Source organism: Clostridium sp. TJA085, from assembly GCF_058310235.1.
On the sequence record NZ_JBZEEZ010000001.1, the window covers coordinates 285,544 to 303,127 of the forward strand.

Annotated in this window: 20 protein-coding genes, 1 tRNA gene and 2 other annotated features; of the genes, 16 read left to right on the plus strand and 5 right to left on the minus strand. The window is 27.9% G+C overall.

Features of this window, described 5'->3' with window-relative positions:
• Nucleotides 1–5: 5 nt before the first annotated feature.
• From AC4FQW_RS01390 to AC4FQW_RS01405, 4 genes are all read left to right on the plus strand, one after another.
• A complete protein-coding gene (locus AC4FQW_RS01390) occupies nucleotides 6–1,025 on the plus strand; it encodes an ABC transporter ATP-binding protein (protein WP_491146860.1) in 1,020 nt (339 codons plus the stop codon).
• Entirely contained in the window at nucleotides 1,012–1,995 is a 984-nt protein-coding gene (locus tag AC4FQW_RS01395; RefSeq protein ID WP_491146861.1) for an ABC transporter ATP-binding protein, read from the plus strand. Before AC4FQW_RS01390 ends, AC4FQW_RS01395 begins: the two co-directional genes overlap by 14 nt.
• Nucleotides 1,996–2,069: 74 nt before the next feature.
• Nucleotides 2,070–3,761: a peptide ABC transporter substrate-binding protein gene (locus tag AC4FQW_RS01400; protein ID WP_491146862.1), complete on the plus strand. Its 1,692-nt coding sequence runs from the start codon at nucleotides 2,070–2,072 to the stop codon at nucleotides 3,759–3,761.
• 86 nt (nucleotides 3,762–3,847) lie between these two features.
• Nucleotides 3,848–4,339: a GNAT family N-acetyltransferase gene (locus AC4FQW_RS01405; RefSeq protein ID WP_303127482.1), complete on the plus strand. Its 492-nt coding sequence runs from the start codon at nucleotides 3,848–3,850 to the stop codon at nucleotides 4,337–4,339.
• A 39-nt stretch (nucleotides 4,340–4,378) separates the two neighbouring features.
• Here AC4FQW_RS01405 and dapB read toward each other — a convergent pair whose 3' ends face one another.
• The 3 genes from dapB to AC4FQW_RS01420 are packed head-to-tail and all read right to left on the minus strand — an operon-like array spanning nucleotide 4,379 to nucleotide 7,030.
• Complete coding sequence (gene dapB / locus AC4FQW_RS01410; RefSeq protein ID WP_491146863.1) at nucleotides 4,379–5,134, minus strand: 4-hydroxy-tetrahydrodipicolinate reductase; 756 nt, start codon at nucleotides 5,132–5,134, stop codon at nucleotides 4,379–4,381.
• A gap of 11 nt (nucleotides 5,135–5,145) precedes the next feature.
• Nucleotides 5,146–6,018, minus strand: a complete 873-nt coding sequence (gene dapA / locus AC4FQW_RS01415) for a 4-hydroxy-tetrahydrodipicolinate synthase (RefSeq protein ID WP_303127676.1) — start codon at nucleotides 6,016–6,018, stop codon at nucleotides 5,146–5,148.
• Nucleotides 6,019–6,040: 22 nt separating this feature from the next.
• Nucleotides 6,041–7,030 carry an aspartate-semialdehyde dehydrogenase gene (locus tag AC4FQW_RS01420; RefSeq protein ID WP_303127478.1) on the minus strand — a complete coding sequence of 330 codons (990 nt, stop codon included), beginning with the start codon at nucleotides 7,028–7,030 and terminating at the stop codon, nucleotides 6,041–6,043.
• Nucleotides 7,031–7,232: 202 nt separating this feature from the next.
• Here AC4FQW_RS01420 and AC4FQW_RS01425 point away from each other — a divergent pair, with 202 nt between their 5' ends.
• From AC4FQW_RS01425 to hslO, 3 genes are all read left to right on the plus strand, one after another.
• The gene (locus tag AC4FQW_RS01425; protein WP_303127476.1) at nucleotides 7,233–7,484 is read left to right on the plus strand and encodes an alpha/beta-type small acid-soluble spore protein; all 252 of its coding nucleotides are present in this window, start codon (nucleotides 7,233–7,235) and stop codon (nucleotides 7,482–7,484) included.
• A 92-nt stretch (nucleotides 7,485–7,576) separates the two neighbouring features.
• On the plus strand, nucleotides 7,577–8,323 hold the full coding sequence (locus tag AC4FQW_RS01430; RefSeq protein WP_491146864.1) for a class I SAM-dependent DNA methyltransferase: 747 nt from the start codon (nucleotides 7,577–7,579) through the stop codon (nucleotides 8,321–8,323).
• Between the two features lie 3 nt (nucleotides 8,324–8,326).
• Nucleotides 8,327–9,208, plus strand: a complete 882-nt coding sequence (gene hslO, locus AC4FQW_RS01435) for an Hsp33 family molecular chaperone HslO (protein WP_491146865.1) — start codon at nucleotides 8,327–8,329, stop codon at nucleotides 9,206–9,208.
• A 37-nt stretch (nucleotides 9,209–9,245) separates the two neighbouring features.
• Here hslO and AC4FQW_RS01440 read toward each other — a convergent pair.
• Nucleotides 9,246–9,320: transfer RNA gene (locus AC4FQW_RS01440), tRNA-Cys, on the minus strand.
• Nucleotides 9,321–9,431: 111 nt separating this feature from the next.
• Between AC4FQW_RS01440 and AC4FQW_RS01445 the strand changes: the two genes are divergently transcribed.
• Entirely contained in the window at nucleotides 9,432–10,064 is a 633-nt protein-coding gene (locus tag AC4FQW_RS01445) for an HD domain-containing protein (RefSeq protein ID WP_491146866.1), read from the plus strand.
• Nucleotides 10,065–10,145: 81 nt separating this feature from the next.
• On the opposite strand, the gene AC4FQW_RS01450 is transcribed toward AC4FQW_RS01445, so the two are convergent.
• A complete protein-coding gene (locus tag AC4FQW_RS01450; protein ID WP_491146867.1) occupies nucleotides 10,146–10,847 on the minus strand; it encodes a DUF6873 family GME fold protein in 702 nt (233 codons plus the stop codon).
• Between the two features lie 146 nt (nucleotides 10,848–10,993).
• Here AC4FQW_RS01450 and ytxC point away from each other — a divergent pair, with 146 nt between their 5' ends.
• From ytxC to pheS, 8 genes are all read left to right on the plus strand, one after another.
• The gene (ytxC, locus tag AC4FQW_RS01455) at nucleotides 10,994–11,881 is read left to right on the plus strand and encodes a putative sporulation protein YtxC (RefSeq protein ID WP_303131229.1); all 888 of its coding nucleotides are present in this window, start codon (nucleotides 10,994–10,996) and stop codon (nucleotides 11,879–11,881) included.
• 39 nt (nucleotides 11,882–11,920) lie between these two features.
• Nucleotides 11,921–12,043, plus strand: a sequence feature (ribosomal protein L20 leader region).
• 21 nt (nucleotides 12,044–12,064) lie between these two features.
• Complete coding sequence (infC, locus tag AC4FQW_RS01460; protein WP_491146868.1) at nucleotides 12,065–12,586, plus strand: translation initiation factor IF-3; 522 nt, start codon at nucleotides 12,065–12,067, stop codon at nucleotides 12,584–12,586.
• 22 nt (nucleotides 12,587–12,608) lie between these two features.
• Nucleotides 12,609–12,806 (plus strand): 50S ribosomal protein L35, encoded by a 198-nt coding sequence (gene rpmI / locus AC4FQW_RS01465; RefSeq protein ID WP_024614980.1) that lies wholly within the window; start codon nucleotides 12,609–12,611, stop codon nucleotides 12,804–12,806.
• 27 nt (nucleotides 12,807–12,833) lie between these two features.
• Nucleotides 12,834–13,193, plus strand: coding sequence for a 50S ribosomal protein L20 (rplT, locus tag AC4FQW_RS01470; protein WP_024614981.1), 360 nt, complete (start codon nucleotides 12,834–12,836; stop codon nucleotides 13,191–13,193).
• Between the two features lie 194 nt (nucleotides 13,194–13,387).
• Nucleotides 13,388–14,734 (plus strand): TrkH family potassium uptake protein, encoded by a 1,347-nt coding sequence (locus tag AC4FQW_RS01475; RefSeq protein WP_303129047.1) that lies wholly within the window; start codon nucleotides 13,388–13,390, stop codon nucleotides 14,732–14,734.
• Nucleotides 14,735–14,746: 12 nt separating this feature from the next.
• Nucleotides 14,747–15,412 carry a potassium channel family protein gene (locus tag AC4FQW_RS01480; RefSeq protein ID WP_303129046.1) on the plus strand — a complete coding sequence of 222 codons (666 nt, stop codon included), beginning with the start codon at nucleotides 14,747–14,749 and terminating at the stop codon, nucleotides 15,410–15,412.
• Between the two features lie 17 nt (nucleotides 15,413–15,429).
• Nucleotides 15,430–16,206 (plus strand): TrmH family RNA methyltransferase, encoded by a 777-nt coding sequence (locus tag AC4FQW_RS01485; RefSeq protein WP_491146869.1) that lies wholly within the window; start codon nucleotides 15,430–15,432, stop codon nucleotides 16,204–16,206.
• A gap of 52 nt (nucleotides 16,207–16,258) precedes the next feature.
• Nucleotides 16,259–16,489, plus strand: a binding site (T-box leader).
• A 58-nt stretch (nucleotides 16,490–16,547) separates the two neighbouring features.
• Nucleotides 16,548–17,567 carry a phenylalanine--tRNA ligase subunit alpha gene (gene pheS, locus AC4FQW_RS01490; RefSeq protein WP_303129044.1) on the plus strand — a complete coding sequence of 340 codons (1,020 nt, stop codon included), beginning with the start codon at nucleotides 16,548–16,550 and terminating at the stop codon, nucleotides 17,565–17,567.
• Nucleotides 17,568–17,584 lie beyond the last annotated feature (17 nt).

Consider the following 17,584-nt stretch of genomic DNA (forward strand, 5'->3'; position numbering starts at 1 on the left):
AAAATATGAGTAAATTATTAGAAGTTAAAAATTTAAAAACCTCCTTTAAAACACATTTAGGAGATGTAAAAGCAGTAAGAGGAATTTCTTTTTATGTTGATAAGGGAGAGGCAGTAGGTATAGTTGGTGAATCAGGATGTGGAAAATCTGTGTCTATGATGTCAATTATGAAATTATTATCAGAAAATGCAAATATAGAATGCGATGAAATTTTATTTGATGGAGATGATATTAGTAAATATAAAGAAAAAGATATGGAACAAATAAGAGGAAATAAAATTAGTATGATATTTCAAGATCCTATGACTTCTTTAAATCCTTTATATACTATAGGAACTCAATTAACTGAACATTTAATTAAACATAAAGGATTATCAAAAAAAGATGCGTGGACTAAAGGAATAGAAATATTAGATTTAGTTGGTATTCCTAGTCCTGAAAGTAGAATGAAACAATATCCTCATGAATTTTCAGGAGGCATGAGACAAAGAGTAATGATTGCAATAAGTCTTATATGTGAGCCAAGTCTTATAATAGCTGATGAACCTACAACAGCATTAGATGTTACAATTCAAGCACAAATATTAGACCTTATGAAAAATTTAAAAGAAAAACTAAATACATCTATAATACTTATAACTCATGATTTAGGTGTTGTTGCAGATCTTTGTTCAAGAATTAATGTAATGTATGGAGGGGTAATAGTAGAAACAGGAAGTGCTGAGGATATTTTTTATAGAAGCAAACATCCTTATACATGGGGATTATTAAATAGTGTTCCTAATCCATTGAGTGAACTTAGAGAAAAATTAATTCCTATAGAAGGACAACCACCTGACCTTTTAAAACCACCAACAGGATGTCCTTTTGCAGAAAGATGTAAATATACAATGAAAATTTGCTTAGATAAAAAGCCACCATTATTTAAATTGGGAGAAAATCATAACTCAGCATGTTGGCTATGTCATGAAAATGCACCTAAAGTTACATCAGAAATAGAGGTGAAGCAATATGGGGAAAAATAATGATATTATTTTAGAAGTTCAAAATCTTTGTAAATATTTTCAAGCTAGCAAAGGGATTTTTTCAAAGAAAAGTTATGTAAAAGCAGTTGATAATGTATCTTTTTTTATAAAAAGAGGAGAAACGTTAGGCTTAGTTGGAGAATCAGGATGTGGAAAAACTACAACAGGTAGAACTATATTAAAGCTATATGAGCCAACAAGTGGAAAAATAATTTTTAATGGAGAAGATATAACAAATAAATCTGAAAAAGAAATGATAGCTTTAAGAAGAAAAATGCAAATGATATTTCAAGATCCATATGCATCGTTAAATCCAAGAATGACAGTTGGAGATATAGTTGGTGAAGCTATTGATATTCATGGATTATATAAAGGAAAAGAAAGGGAAAATAGAATAAGATATTTACTAGATAAAGTTGGATTAAATGGAAGCCATATAAATAGATATGCACATGAATTTTCAGGTGGACAAAGACAAAGAATAGGAATTGCTAGAGCACTTGCAGTAGAACCTGAATTTATAGTTTGTGATGAACCAATATCAGCACTTGATGTTTCTATTCAAGCTCAAGTTATAAATATGTTAGAGGAACTTCAAGATGAACTAGGGCTTACTTATCTATTTATAGCTCATGATTTATCAATGGTTAAGCATATATCAACACATATAGGAGTTATGTATTTAGGTCAAATGGTTGAAAAAGGTCCTAGTGATGATGTTTATTTAAGGCCAAAGCATCCATATACTAAAGCTCTTTTATCAGCAGTACCAATACCAGATCCTAAAATTGCTAAAGAAAATAAAAGAATAGTACTAACAGGAGATATATCATCTCCAATAGACCCTAAACCAGGATGTAGATTTTGTGGAAGATGTATTTATGCCAAATATATATGCAGTAAGGTAGAACCATCTATCAAAGAAGTGGAAAAAGGACATTTTGTTTCTTGTCACTTATTTAATAATTAATAATATAATATTAAGATAATTTATTATCTAATTGATAATTTAATTATAACTCTATATAAAAAGGGGGATAAAAAATGAAATTAAGTAAAATCAAAAAGCTTTGTGCTGTAGCATTAGCTGTAGCGTTAAGTGCATCTGTTTTTGCTGGATGTGGAGGTTCAAGTGATCAAGGTAATGGGGGAAATAGTGAAGCGGTAGAACAAAAAATTACTTATAATGTTGGAGCAGTTGTAGAAACTATTGATCCAGCTTTAAATACAGCTGTAGATGGATCTACTATAATTGGGAATGCATTTGAAGGATTAACTAGATTAGATGAAAATGATAAAGCTATACCTGGAGTCGCTAAAGAATGGAAAATATCAAATGATGGATTAACTTATACATTTAATTTAAGAGATGATGCCAAATGGTCAGATGGTAAGTCTGTTGCAGCAAAAGATTTTGCATATGCATGGAAAAGAGCACTTTCTAAAGAAACAGCAGCAGAATATGCATATCAACTTTATTACATTAAAAATGCAAAGGAATTTTATGAGGGTAAGGTAAAAGAGGATAAACTTGGAGTTAAAGTAATAGATGATAAAACTTTAGAAGTAACTTTAAATTCACCAACTCCTTATTTTATAGAACTTATGTCATTTCCAACTTATATGCCAGTAAGAGAAGATATAATAAAAGAGCATGGTGATAAGTGGACAAATAAGCCTGAAACCTATGTATCAAATGGACCTTTTAAATTAAATGATTTTCAAATGAAGGATTCTTATACTTTTATTAAAAATGATAATTATTGGAATAAGGATAACGTAAAGCTTGAAACATTAATTTATAAGATGGCTATGGATGAAACAAGTTCATATGCATCATTAGAATCAGGGGATTTTGATATTATAAGTAATGTTCCAACTGAAAGAATAGAAGATGGGAAGGCGAGTGGATTAGTACAAATTTATCCGAATCTTGGAACATACTTCTTATGTGTAAATGTAAATAATGAATTTGATAAGTTAGATAAAGAAGTTCAAAAGGTACTTTCAGATAAGAAGGTTAGACAAGCACTTTCTTTAGCTATAGATAGAGTTTCTATAGTTGAAAATGTTACTAAAGCAGGTCAAGTAGCATCAGCTAGTTATGTTCCAGAAGGAATAAAAGATTCAAATGGAAAGGATTTTAAGAATAATAAGTTTGACCCAACAAAACAATCAGAAAATGTTGAAGAAGCTAAGAAGCTTTTAAAGGAAGCAGGATATGCAAATGGTAAAGGTATTCCAACTATAGAATTAATGTATAATTCAGAAGGTGGTCATAAAGCTATAATGGAAGTTGTTCAACAAAATTGGAAAGAAATTGGGGTTGATGTAGAACTTAAAAATCAAGAGTGGGCAGTATTTTTAAATACAAGACAAAACGGTCAATATGAAATAGCAAGACATGGTTGGTCTGCAGATTATATAGATCCTATGACATTTTTAGATATGTGGATTAGTGGAAATGATGGAGATAAAAATAGTTGGGGAAATAATGATTCACATTTTTCAAATAAAGAATATGATGAGTTAATTAAAAAGGCAAAGGTTGAAGCTGATAATAATAAAAGATTTGAATTAATGAAAAAAGCAGAAGAAATATTACTAGAAGAAATGCCTATAATTCCATTATATGATTATACTAAAGTATATGGAATTCAATCATATGTTAAGGGTTATCAATCATCATCACTTGGACAAATTTATTTTGATAAATCATATGTAGAAGCTCATTAATATAAAAAAGGAAGCAAGGAGATATAATTCTTGCTTCTTTTTTATATATATAAATATAAAGCATTTATTATAAGGAGGTCTAATATTTGGAAATAAGAAGACTTAATAGAAGATATTATAAAAAGCTTCATAAACTTTTTTATAATTTAGATAAAGAAAGTGAATTTCTGCTATTTGAAGAAGGAGAAAGAAAAATAACAGAAGAAGAAGTTCATAAAATGTTATCAAGTAGCTTAGAAGATTTAGTTTTTATTGGGGCATTTGATGGTGAGGAACTTATAGGTTATTTAAGTTCTTTTAGAGGTAAGTACAATAGAATAAGACATGTATCTTATAGTGTAGTTGGAATTAGAAAAAAATATAGGAGCAAAGGAATAGGAAGAAAATTATTTGAAGAATTATTTATTTGGGCATATGAAAATAATATAAAGAGACTTGAATTAACTGTAGTTTGCAATAATATTATTGCAATAAATTTATATAAAAAAGTTGGATTTAAAGTTGAAGGGTTGAAGAAAAGAGCTATTTTCAAGGATGGGCTTTATTATGATGAATATTATATGAGTAAGTTATTATAAAAAAATAGGCAAATAAAAAATTGCCTATTTTTTTGAAATTTATAATCCTATAACATCATTCATATCATATAGTCCAGGTTCTTTTATATTGCTCATATATTCACAAGCTTTTAAAGCTCCAACAGCAAATACATCTCTTGATATTGCCTTATGAGAAAGTTCTATAACTTCTCCAGTACCAGCAAATATTACATCATGATCTCCGACAATTGAACCGCCACGTATAGCGTGTATACCTATTTCTTCTTTTTCACGTTTGTGCTGTCCTTCTCTTCCATATACATATTTAGTATCATCTTTTAAAGAATCCTTGATAGTATCAGCTAAAAGAAGAGCTGTTCCACTTGGAGCATCTACTTTTTGATTATGATGTTTTTCTATTATTTCTATATCGTAATTTCCGTATAATAAAGGAGCTACCTTTTTTAATAAAGAATTTATTAAGTTTATTCCAAGAGACATGTTAGCAGATCTAAATAATGGCAAGCTTTTACTTTTTTCATCTATAAGTTTTAAATCATCTTCTGAAAATCCAGTTGAACATATAACAAGAGGTTTTTTAGTTTTTTCAGTAAGTTCTAATAAGCCTTTTAATGCATCAGCTCTTGAAAAATCTAATAAAACATCATAATCAATATTTACTTCAGAAGGAGAAGAAAATATTTTTATATTAGAATTTTCTTTTGGAAATTTATCTATACCTGCAACTATATCAATGTCTTTAAAATCTTTTGCTACATTACATATAACAGTTCCCATTTTTCCGGATATACCATTTATTATTACTTTAGTCATTTAAAATCTCCTTAGATTAATTTATATTTTTTTAGGGTATTTTCTAATTGATTCTTTAAAGCATCATCCATTTCATATAAAGGAAGTCTTAAAGGACCAACTTTAAATCCCATTAAGTTAAGAGCAGTTTTAACTGGGATAGGGTTAGTTTCTAAGAAAAGTGAATTAGCAAGAGTTAAATACTCTAATTGCATTTTTGAAGCATCATGACACTTTCCATCCAAATACATTCTTGTCATGTTATGAGTTTCTTTTGGAATTACATTTGCAAGAACAGAAATAACACCTTTTCCGCCAAGAGACATAATAGGGATTATTTGATCATCATTTCCTGAATAAATATCTATTCTATCTCCACAAGCTTCAGCCATTTTAGCAACTTGACTTAGATCACCACTAGCTTCTTTTATAGCAACTACATTATTTAGCTTGCTTAATTCTTTTAAAGTATCAGGAGTAATGTTCATTCCTGTTCTACTTGGTACGTTATAAAGAATTATAGGTATATTTATAGCGTTATTTATAGATTCAAAGTGCTTTAAAAGACCTTTGTGATTAGTTTTATTATAATATGGAGTAATTACAAGTACTGCTGAAACTCCAACACTCTCAGCATATTTACTCATTTCGATAGAAGCTTTTGTATTATTAGAACCAGTACCTGCAATTACTGGAATTCTTCCGTTTATAGTATCAACTGTAAATTTTATTACTTCTTTTTTCTCATCTAATGTCATTGTAGTTGCTTCACCAGTAGTACCACATATTATTATAGAATCAGTACCTTCCTTAACGTGCCATTCTAAAATTTCTTTTAATTTATCATAATCCACGCCTGTTTCTGTAAATGGTGTAATTAAAGCAACACCAGATCCTTCAAAAATTGACATAATAAAATCCTCCAATCTATTTATTGTTTATTATTAATTCAGCAATTTGAACTGCGTTTAATGCAGCACCTTTTCTAATGTTATCAGCTACAACCCAAAGGTTTAAACCATTATCAACACTAAAATCTCTTCTTATTCTTCCAACAAATATTTCATCTTTGTCAGATGCCTCAAGGGGAGTTGGGTATACAAGGTTGTTAACATCATCACAAACCTTAACTCCAGGTTGATTATCTAAAACAGTAACTATATCTTTTAAGTCAAATGGTTTTAAAGTTTCTACATTTATACTTTCGCTATGAGAATTTAATACAGGAACTCTAACTGTTGTAGCAGTTATTTTTAAATCATCAAGATGAAGGATTTTTTTAGTTTCATTTATCATCTTCATTTCTTCCTTAGTATATCCATTTTCTAAAAATACATCTATGTGAGGTAATACGTTACCAAATATAGGTTTTGGGAATTTTTTAGGGGCTATTCCTTGAACACCATTTTCTAAATCTTCAATAGCTTGCATACCAGCACCTGAAACAGCTTGATAAGTAGAGTATATAACTCTTTTTAATCCGTATTTATCATTTATAGCTTTTAATACAGGCATAGCTTGTATAGTTGAACAGTTTGGATTAGCTATTATTCCGTTATTCCACTTTATATCCTCAGGATTTACCTCAGGAACAACAAGAGGTACTTTAGGATCCATTCTCCAAGCACTACTGTTATCAATTACTATAGCACCATTTTTAGCAAATACAGGAGCGAAAGTTAAACTAGTATCTCCTCCAGCTGAAAATAGAGCAAAGTCAATTTTTTTTGATAATATATTTGAATCACAAGTTTCTTCTACAACATACTCTTTTCCTTTGAATTCTATCTTTTTACCTGCAGATCTTTTTGAAGCAAAAAGATAAAGATTATTTATAGGAAAATTTCTTTCCTTTAAAATACTTAGCATTTTTCTACCAACATTTCCGGTAGCACCGACTACTGCGACATTATACAATTTAATCCCTCCAATTTTATATATCTATTCAATATATGTATACAATAACTATAAATATTTATTAAAAAAATATCAAGTTTTATAATAAGAAATAAATTTAAAATATACATTATTAAAAGAGTCTTAATAAATATATTAAGGATATATACATTATTTTAATATAATTTGGATAAAATAATTTTAAAGAATGGAGGGATTTAATTTGAGTAAAACGCCTTTAAAAAAAATTATAAAATCTAAATTAAAATCTAATAGAGAATTAACAGAAGCTGAAAAACTTAGAGAAAAAATAAAATATGAAATAGCAGAAGAATTAGGTCTTAAAGATAAAGTTGATGAAGGTGGATGGGGCTCATTAACTGCTGAAGAAACAGGTAGAATTGGAGGTATAATGACTAGCAGAAAGAAAAAGCTACATATACCAACAAATGATCAAATATTAGGTAGAAGGTAAATCCTCATAAATTGTAATTAATTAGTTTGACTAAATTTATAAATAATTATAATATAAGTTATAATGTTTATATAAGTGAATGGGGGAATATTATGGCATATGGAGAGTTTGCTAAAATATATGATGAATTAATAAATGAAGATATTAATTACGATGAAATAGCCTGTAGAGTTAAAGAATTATTAGCTAAATATAAAATTAATAATGAAGATTATTTAGATTTAGCATGTGGTACAGGAAACGTTTCTTTAAGATTAGCAAAAGAGTTTAAAAATTCTTTTGCAGTTGATTTATCAGAAGATATGCTTAGAGAAGCTTTTGATAAATTCAAAAAAGAGCGTATTAAAAGTAGAATTGTATGCCAAGATATGACAGAGCTTTCTTTAAATCATAAATTTGATCTTATTACCTCTGTTTTAGATTCAACAAATTATATATTAGAAGATTCTGATATTGAAAATTATTTTAAAAGTGTTTATAATCATCTGAAAGATAATGGTATATTTATATTCGATATAAATTCATATTATAAACTTTCTACTATATTAGGAAATAATATTTATACATATAATTCAGAAGATGTTTTTTATTCATGGGAAAATACTTTTGAAGACGATATTACAAGTATGTATTTAACATTTTTTATTAAAGATGGGGAGTTATATGAAAGATTTGAAGAAGAGCATTTTGAAAGAGCTTATAAAGAAAAATTTATAGAAGATCTTGTTCATAAGACTGGATTTTGTATATTAGATAAATTTGAAGGATATACAGATAAGGCGGTTTCAGATTTATCTGAAAGAATATTATATGTAGTTAAAAGGAATGTGGAGGGATAGTACATGAAAGATAAAATAATAAGAGGTACAGCTAAAGATGGAATGGTTAGATTCATAGGGGGTATAACTACTAATTTAGTAAATGAAGGAACAGCACTTCATGAATGTACACCAGTTGCATCAGCAGCTCTTGGAAGAATGCTTACAGCTGCATCATTAATGGGAGTTCAACTAAAATCAGAAAAAGAAGCAATAACTTTAAGAATGAATGGAGGAGGACCGGTTAATGGAGTAACTGTTACTGCTCATTCAAATGGAACTGTTAAAGGATTTATTGGCAATCCAAAAGTTGATATTCCATTAAAAGAAAATGGAAAACTTGATGTAAGTGGAGCTATTGGAAAAAATGGATTATTATATGTTATAAAAGATATGGGTCTTAAAGATCCATATGTTGGACAGGTTCCTATATATACTGGAGAAGTTGCAGAGGATTTAGCTTATTATTTCACTGTATCAGAACAAACACCATCTGCAGTTGCACTTGGAGTTTTAGTAGATAAAGATTTATCAATAAAGGCAGCAGGCGGATTTATAATTCAAATGATGCCAGATGCAGATGAACTTTTAGCTGATGTTATAACATATAGACTTCAAGATATGAAACCTATAACAGCACTTATAGAAGAAGGAAAAACAATTGAAGATATTATAAAAGAAATATTTGAAGAGATGGATCCTAAAATATTAGAAGAAATTGAACCAGAGTATAAATGTGATTGTTCAAAAGAAAGAATAGAAAAAGCATTAATAAGTATTGGATCAAAAGATTTAAATGAAATATATGATGAAGGAAAAGATGAAGAAATAGTTTGTAATTTCTGTAACAAAAAGTATAAAATAACTCATGATGAAATTGGAGAATTAATTGAAAAAATTAAATAGAAATAAAAAAGGAGAACTTATAGTTCTCCTTTTTTATTGGAGGCGCCACCCAGATTTGAACTGGGGAATAAAGATTTTGCAGACCTCTGCCTTACCACTTGGCTATAGCGCCTTATAATTAAATTATATGCAAAAACATATAAAAGATTACTAATTATTAAAAAAATAAATACATTTAAAATATATTTATGGATAAAATATTTTACGAAGGGAGAGGATTTAATTGAGTAAATTTTTAAGTTTTAATGAAATAAGTGAAATATTAATAAATAGCCAAAAGCCATCAAAGTATTTTGAAGAGTTTCTGTTAAGTGGGAAATTAGATGAAGAACCTTTTATTAAACTAAAAAGATTGAAAGATGTACCTCAATCATTTAAATATCATCCAGAAGGAAATGTATGGAATCATATAATGTTAGTTATAGATAATGGTGCATATTATAAAAAGTATGTTAATGATAAAGAAAGTTTTATGTGGGCACTTTTGTTACATGATATAGGAAAATTAAAAACAACTAAACTTAGGAAAGGGAGATGGACATCATATAATCATGATGAAGTTGGGGCAATTGATGGTAGAGAATTTTTAATTAGTCTAAAAGTAAAGGATTATGATTTTATAGATAAAGTAGAGAAACTTATAAAATACCATATGCATTTTCTATATATAACTAAGAATTTACCTTTTGGAAATGAAATTAAAATGATTGAAGAAGTTAATTTGAATGATATATCATTAGTTTTTTTGTGTGATAGGTTAGGGAGAGGTAGATTAAATAAAGAGGATAAAAACAAAATAACAGAGAGCATAGAAGATTTTATGAAGAAGTATAACCTAAATGTAAATTTAAAATAAAAGCTATAAATATTAAATTTTATAGCTTTTATTCTATAAAAAGAAACATTTTGTATTTAAGAACGTACTATATAGAGAAGATTATATAGATAAAATACTACCTCGATCTATAAGTTTTGAATCTTTTAAAAATATTGGAATTACATTATGTTTTTCTAAAAATGAAAGAACTTCTTTCCCGTATTTGTATTTATTTAAGTTTCCAAAAAAAGCTAATTTGTTTTTACCTATCATGCCACAAGTACCACCAATAAATCCATAATCTAAACCTTCTAAAATTATGTCACCAGGTGGAACAAATAAAGTATCATAGCCAGATTTTACTAAAGTATTATAAATAATTTTATCTGATGTTATAAATGCTTTATCATAAATATTAACAACCGAACATTTAGTGTAGCCTTGAGAAACATTTAAGTTTAGTTTGTTTTGTGAGTTGTTTAATATTGATTTATCTGTGTATTTAAGATTATGCATTAAAATTTCATCAGTAATTAATGCATTTAAAATTATATCTTTAGGATATTTAGAATCTAAAGAGCTTTCAGAAAATATAAAATTTATAGAATAATTTTTTAAGATATTTAAAAAATTAGTATCAATATCTTTATGGACAACTATAAGTTTTGATTTTTTATCTAATATATTTAGTTGAATATCAACATGACCATTTATAGCTTCATAAAGCAATGGTGATTTTGGGACTTTTATAGGTATTACACCTTCTTTTATTAAATTAGAAAATTCTTCACAGGTAATCCTGTAATCAACAAAAGAATACATAAATATCCTCCTAATATTATAAATATATATTTAAATTACTACTAATATGTAAAAAAAGCAATAAAATTAGGAAGTTTTACAAAGTTATTTTTAGTATAGGGATTATATATTCAATACATACTATTACTAAGAAGGGAGTGAAAGATATGCTTGTGCTGAAATTAGCTTATATGGGAGATTTAGACTTTATAAAAGAGTTACAAGAATTAAAAGCCCTACTAAAAAAGAAGAATATAGTAATAGGTTTAGTTGAAAAGATTGAAGGTAAAACTCATCTTGTAAAAGTTTTGTGTGAAGAAGAGTGTTATAGTGAAGAAAATTTTGAAAAGATTAAAATATATATAAGTGAACTTTTATATGAAATGGTCATAAAAAACTATAAAGAAAAAGAATTATTTGAATTTATAACAGATACCTATTTCTTTTTAAAACAAGAAGAAATATTAGAGGTAGAAACTATAATTATGGATGTGTTTTTTAGAAGAACCTCCATAAGAGATGAAACAAGTGTTTATTGTGAAAATAAAATAAATACAATAATAACTAAAATAAAAGAATGTCTAGAAGAAAACAATGAATTTAATATAAATGGATTTATTACATTTAGAATGAAAGAACTAAGAAATTATATAGAATCTATTATAGATAAAATAATAGAGAAATATATGGTTGAAAAAGAATATAAAGAGTTTATAAAATTACTAAGGTATTTTGTTGATATACAAGATAGTAGAATAGATACAGTTAATATTTTCATAAATAATTCAGGAGAGTATACTGTTTTAAATGAAAATAATAGTAATTTATTTAGTGAATTTATGAAAGAGTTATCAGACTGCAAATTAGGTGTTGATGCAAATGTTGAAGACGTGATTATAAGCGGGTTAATAACAAATGCTCCAAAAAAAATAAATATTTATCAAAAAAAATACTGTACAAACAAAGAATTTATTGATACAATAATAAATGTCTTTGGAAATAGAGTTAATTTTATTAGCGAAGTGAATTTAACTAAGAATTTAGATGTTAAATAAAAAAGTATTGACAAAGATAAAATAATTAGATATTATAATAAAGCAAAGTAGAAACGCCGTTTCTCACCTACGAGCGCGATAGTGTAGCAAGTAAGGTTAGTTTATTTCGATTTTAAGTTATTGGATTAAACAGGACGGCTAAAGCCGTCCTTTTTTATATGTTTTAATTGTTAAAATCCGGAGGTGGAAGCTATTAGTAAAAATTATATAATAAACGAAGATATTAGAAAGAAAGAAATCAGAGTAATATCAAAGGATGGAGAACAACTTGGAATATTATCAAGTAAGGAAGCTCTTAAAATTGCTGAAGAGCAAGAGTTAGACTTAGTTATGATATCACCAAATGCTAATCCGCCAGTTTGCAAGATAATGGATTTAGGTAAGTTCATATATGAGCAATCAAAAAAAGAAAAAGAAGCTAAGAAGAAACAAAAAGTCATTAATGTTAAAGAAATCAGAGTAAGTTTAACAATTGAAGAAAATGACATTGCAATTAAAGCTAAAAAAGCAAGAAAGTTCCTATTAGATGGAGATAAAGTCAAAGTCACTGTAAGATTTAGAGGAAGAGAAATGGAATTAGGTCATATAGCTGAAAGAATTCTAGATAACTTCGTTGGAAAACTTGAAGATGTTTGTGTTATCGAAAAGAAACCAAAAAGAGAAGGCAGAAACATGACATTGATTTTAGGTCCAAAAAAGGCATAACTTTTGAGAGGAGGATTTTATCATGCCAAAAATGAAGACACACAGAGGTGCAGCAAAAAGATTCAGAAAGACAGGTACAGGAAAACTTAAGAGAGCTAAAGCTTTCAGAAGCCACATCTTAACTAAGAAAAGTTCAAAAACTAAGAGAAAACTTAGAAAAGGTGGATACGTATCAGTAGCACAAGAAAAAGTAATTAAGAAATTATTACCATACCTATAAGAGTTTAGACGCAGGAGGTTTTGTTAAATGGCAAGAGTTAAAAGAGCAGTTAACGCTCGTAAGAATCATAGAAAAGTATTAAAACTTGCAAAAGGATACTACGGTGGAAAGAGCAAGTTATTTAAAACAGCTAACGAATCAGTAATCAGAGCATTAAGAAATGCTTATGTTGGAAGAAGATTAAAGAAGAGAGATTACAGAAGACTATGGATAGCTAGAATAAATGCAGCTACAAGAATGAATGGTCTTTCATACTCAAGATTCATGAATGGAATCAAATTAGCTGGTATAGATATAAACAGAAAAATGTTATCAGAAATAGCTATCAATGATCCAAAAGCTTTCGCTGAGTTAGTTGAAGTAGCTAAAAAACATATAAACGCTTAATTTGAAATGCGACTTAGGTCGCATTTTCTTTATATATAGATAAAATTAAACAAAAATTGTTTTCATAATTTATTAATATGTGTATAATAAATCTTTAACAGAGTATTGATAAAATTTACACGTTAATATTTTTATTGAAGGGTGTATAATAAATATTAGATATTATATTGGATATAAACCTTTGAGGTGATTAAATGAAAAAATTTTTTACTAAAAAAATGAAGTTGAGTGGCGTACAAATATTAGCACTAGGGTTTTTTATAGTAATATTTGTTGGTGGTGTATTATTAAGTTTACCAATATCTTCTGCAAGTGGTGAAAGTACAAACTTTTTAGATGCATTATTTACTTCAACATCAGCTGTATGTGTAACAGGATTAATTACTTTAGATACTGGTACGCATTGGAACGAATTTGGGCAAATAGTTATAATGTTTTTAATTGAAATTGGTGGATTAGGATTTATGTCCTTTGCAACATTTATAGCTGTACTTCTTGGAAGAAAAATAACATTAAGAGATAGACTTATAATGCAAGAAGCTATGAATACATTTAATATTCAAGGTCTTGTTAAAATGGTTAGATATGTTCTTGGATTTACATTTGCAGTACAATTTTTTGGAGCTTTGTTATTATCTACTCAGTTTGTTCCGAAGTTTGGATTAGCAAAAGGAATTTATTATAGTATATTCCATTCAATTTCGGCTTTTTGTAATGCTGGATTTGATTTATTTGGAGGATTTAGTTCTCTTGTTTCATATTCAGGTAATGTTGTAGTTTTACTTACTATAAGTGCTCTTATAATAATAGGAGGTTTAGGTTTTACAGTATGGCTTGAAGTCTATAATTATAGAGGACTTAAGAAATTATCTGTACATTCTAAAATAGTTATATTAATTACAGTTGTTCTTATAATTGGTGGAACTATTTTTATGTATTTATTTGAAATGCATAACCCAAAAACTATTGGTAATATGAGTTTTGATGATAAAGTTTTAAACTCCTTCTTTGCATCTGTATCACCAAGAACAGCTGGTTTTAATAGTGTTTCTACAGATGGAATGACAAATTCAGGGAAGTTATTAACTATAATATTAATGTTTATTGGTGGATCGCCTGGTTCAACTGCAGGTGGATTAAAAACAGCAACATTTGGAATTATAATTTTAACAGTAATTTCGGTTATAAGAGGTAGAGAAGATACTCAAGTTTTTGGAAGAAGATTTTCAAAAAGTTTAGTTTATAAATCATTTGCTTTACTAATTATAGGAATGACTTTAGTTATAGGTGTTACACTTTTATTATCTATAACTGACCCAAATGAATCATTTATAAATATTTTGTATGAAGCAACATCAGCATTTGGAACTGTTGGTCTTACAACTGGTGTTACCCAAAGGCTAAGTACTGCTGGAAAAATTATTATAATGATAACTATGTATTGTGGTAGAGTTGGTCCTATGACTGTAGCATTAGCATTTATAAGAAATAAGAAAAAGCAAACACATAAATATCCAGAAGGTAAGATTTTAATCGGTTAGGGGATGAATTATATGGTAAAAAAGCAATTTGTAGTAATTGGTCTTGGTAGATTTGGATCATCAGTTGCTGAAACTTTATATGGACTAGGCAATGACGTTTTAGTAATAGATAAAGATGAAGATTTAATACAAGATATATCAGATAAGGTAACTCATGCTGTTCAAATGGATGCAACAGATGAAGGTGCTCTTAGAACATTAGGACTTAGAAATTTTGACGTTGCAGTAGTTACTATTGGTTCTAATATACAAGCAAGTGTAATGGTTACTCTTTTAGTTAAAGAACTTGGAGTTAAATATATTATTGCAAAGGGAAATAGTGATTTACATGCTAAAGTACTATATAAAATAGGTGCAGACAGAGTAATATTACCAGAAAAGGATATGGGAGTTAGAGTTGCACACAATTTGGTATCAGAAAGTATATTAGATTTTATAGAGTTATCTCCTGATTATAGTATTATGGAGATAGAGACTCCAGAAGATTGGAACGATAAAACTATAAGAGAGTTAAAACTTAGAAGTAAGTACGGGATAAATGTTATGGCTATAAAGAGAGATGATGAAATAAATCTTTCACCTCCTGCTGACTTTGTGATTAATAGTAAAGATATTATAGTTGCAATAGGATCTGCTGAAGACTTAAGTAAGTTAGAAGGTATGATAGTTAAATTTTAATTGACGAGGTAATTACATTGATTTATATAGAAAGTAAAGAAAATGCTATATATAAAGAAATAAAAAAATTAAAAGAGAGAAAAAATAGAAATAAAGCAAAAAAGTATTTAATCGAAGGTTTTAGACTTGTAGAGGAAGCATTAAAAGCTAATACAAAAATAGATTGTATATTTTTTACAGAAGGTGCTAAATATAAAGCAGAAGAATTATTGCAAAAATATAATTATGAAGGTAAAATTTTTGGATTAAATAATGATTTATTTTTAGACTGTACTCAAACAGAACACCCTCAAGGTATACTTGCAGTTATATGTATGGATAACAATGATAGAAAGTTAAATGGTAGTTTTTATTTGCTTTGTGATAAAGTTCAAGATCCTGGAAATTTGGGAACTATAATAAGAACAGCTCATGCAGCTAATATAGATGGAATTATATTAACTAAAGGAACTGTAGACATATATAATGATAAAACTATAAGATCTACAATGGGTTCTATGTTTTATATACCAATAATTCAAGAAGATGAAGATTTGAAAAATATAATGAATTTAAAAAATAAAGGATTTTCAATTGTTTCTACTTCACTTGAAGGAAGCAAAGATTTTTTTAATGAGGATTTGACAGGAAATATTATAATTACTGTTGGAAATGAAGGAAATGGTGTATCAAAAGAGATATATAATATTTCTGATAAAAAAGTAAAAATTCCTATGCCTGGCGGAGCAGAATCTTTAAATGTTGGAGTGGCAGCATCTATTATTATTTATGAAAGAGTAAGACAAATAAGATAACTATTGAAATTTTGATTAATAATATGTATAATCTAATAGTATAAAATTACATTAAAAGACTAAGAAAGAGAGAGTAGGTATAAATAACTTTTTAAGGGAGAAATAGCCGTTGACTGTAAGCTATTTTAAAAGTTTTATTCTGAAGTTCACTCTGGAGTTCTAACTGCGAAATTTAATTAAAGTAGTGGTTAGCGGTTAAAACCGTTATATTTACGAGTTGGGTTTAGTAAAGTTCATTTTATTAAACCAATTAGGGTGGTAACGCGGATATTCCGTCCCTTTTTAGGGGCGGTTTTTTTATTGTAAAAAAATATTGTTTTTAAAGAAAGGAGATTTTGAATATGCAAGAAAAACTTAAAAATATTCAAGCAGCAGCATTAAAAGAAATTGAAACTGCTAATACTTCTTCTCAAATAGAAGAAATAAGAGTAAGATTTCTTGGAAAAAAAGGAGAACTTACAACTATATTAAGAGGTATGAAAGATGTTTCTAAAGAGGAAAGACCTATAGTTGGAAAGCTTGTTAATGAAGTAAAAAGTATATTAGAAGAAAAAATTGAAAGTGTTTCTAAAGAAATAAAAAATAAAGAAAAAAATGAAAAGCTAGCAAGTGAAATTATAGATATTTCATTACCAGGAAAGAAAAATAGAATAGGAAAGAGACATCCATTAGATTTAACTCTTCAAAGTATGAAAAATATATTTGTATCAATGGGATTTACTATAGAGGAAGGTCCAGAAATAGAACTTGATAAATATAATTTTGAAGCGTTAAATATTCCAAAAGATCATCCAGCAAGAAGTGAACAAGATACTTTTTACATAAATGATAGTCTTGTTTTAAGAACTCAAACTTCTCCTGTTCAAGTTAGAACTATGGAAAAACAAACTCTTCCAATAAAAATGATATCACCAGGAAAAGTTTATAGATCAGATGATGTTGATGCTACTCATTCACCTATATTCTATCAAATGGAAGGCTTAGTTGTTGATAAAGGAGTAACTTTTGCTGATTTAAAAGGAACATTAGAATTATTTGCAAAGAAAATGTTTGGAGATAAAGTAAAAACTAAATTTAGACCTCATCATTTCCCATTTACTGAACCTTCAGCAGAGATGGATGCTACTTGCTTTGTTTGTGGTGGAAAAGGCTGTAAAGTTTGTAAAGGAAGTGGATGGATAGAAATACTAGGTTGTGGAATGGTTCATCCAGAAGTTTTAAGAAATTGTGGAATAGATCCAGAAGAATATTCAGGATTTGCTTTCGGATTCGGTGTAGATAGAATGGTAATGCTTAAATATGGAATAGATGATATAAGATTACTATATGAAAGTGATATGAGATTTTTAGATCAATTCTAGTAAAAATTTAATAAATC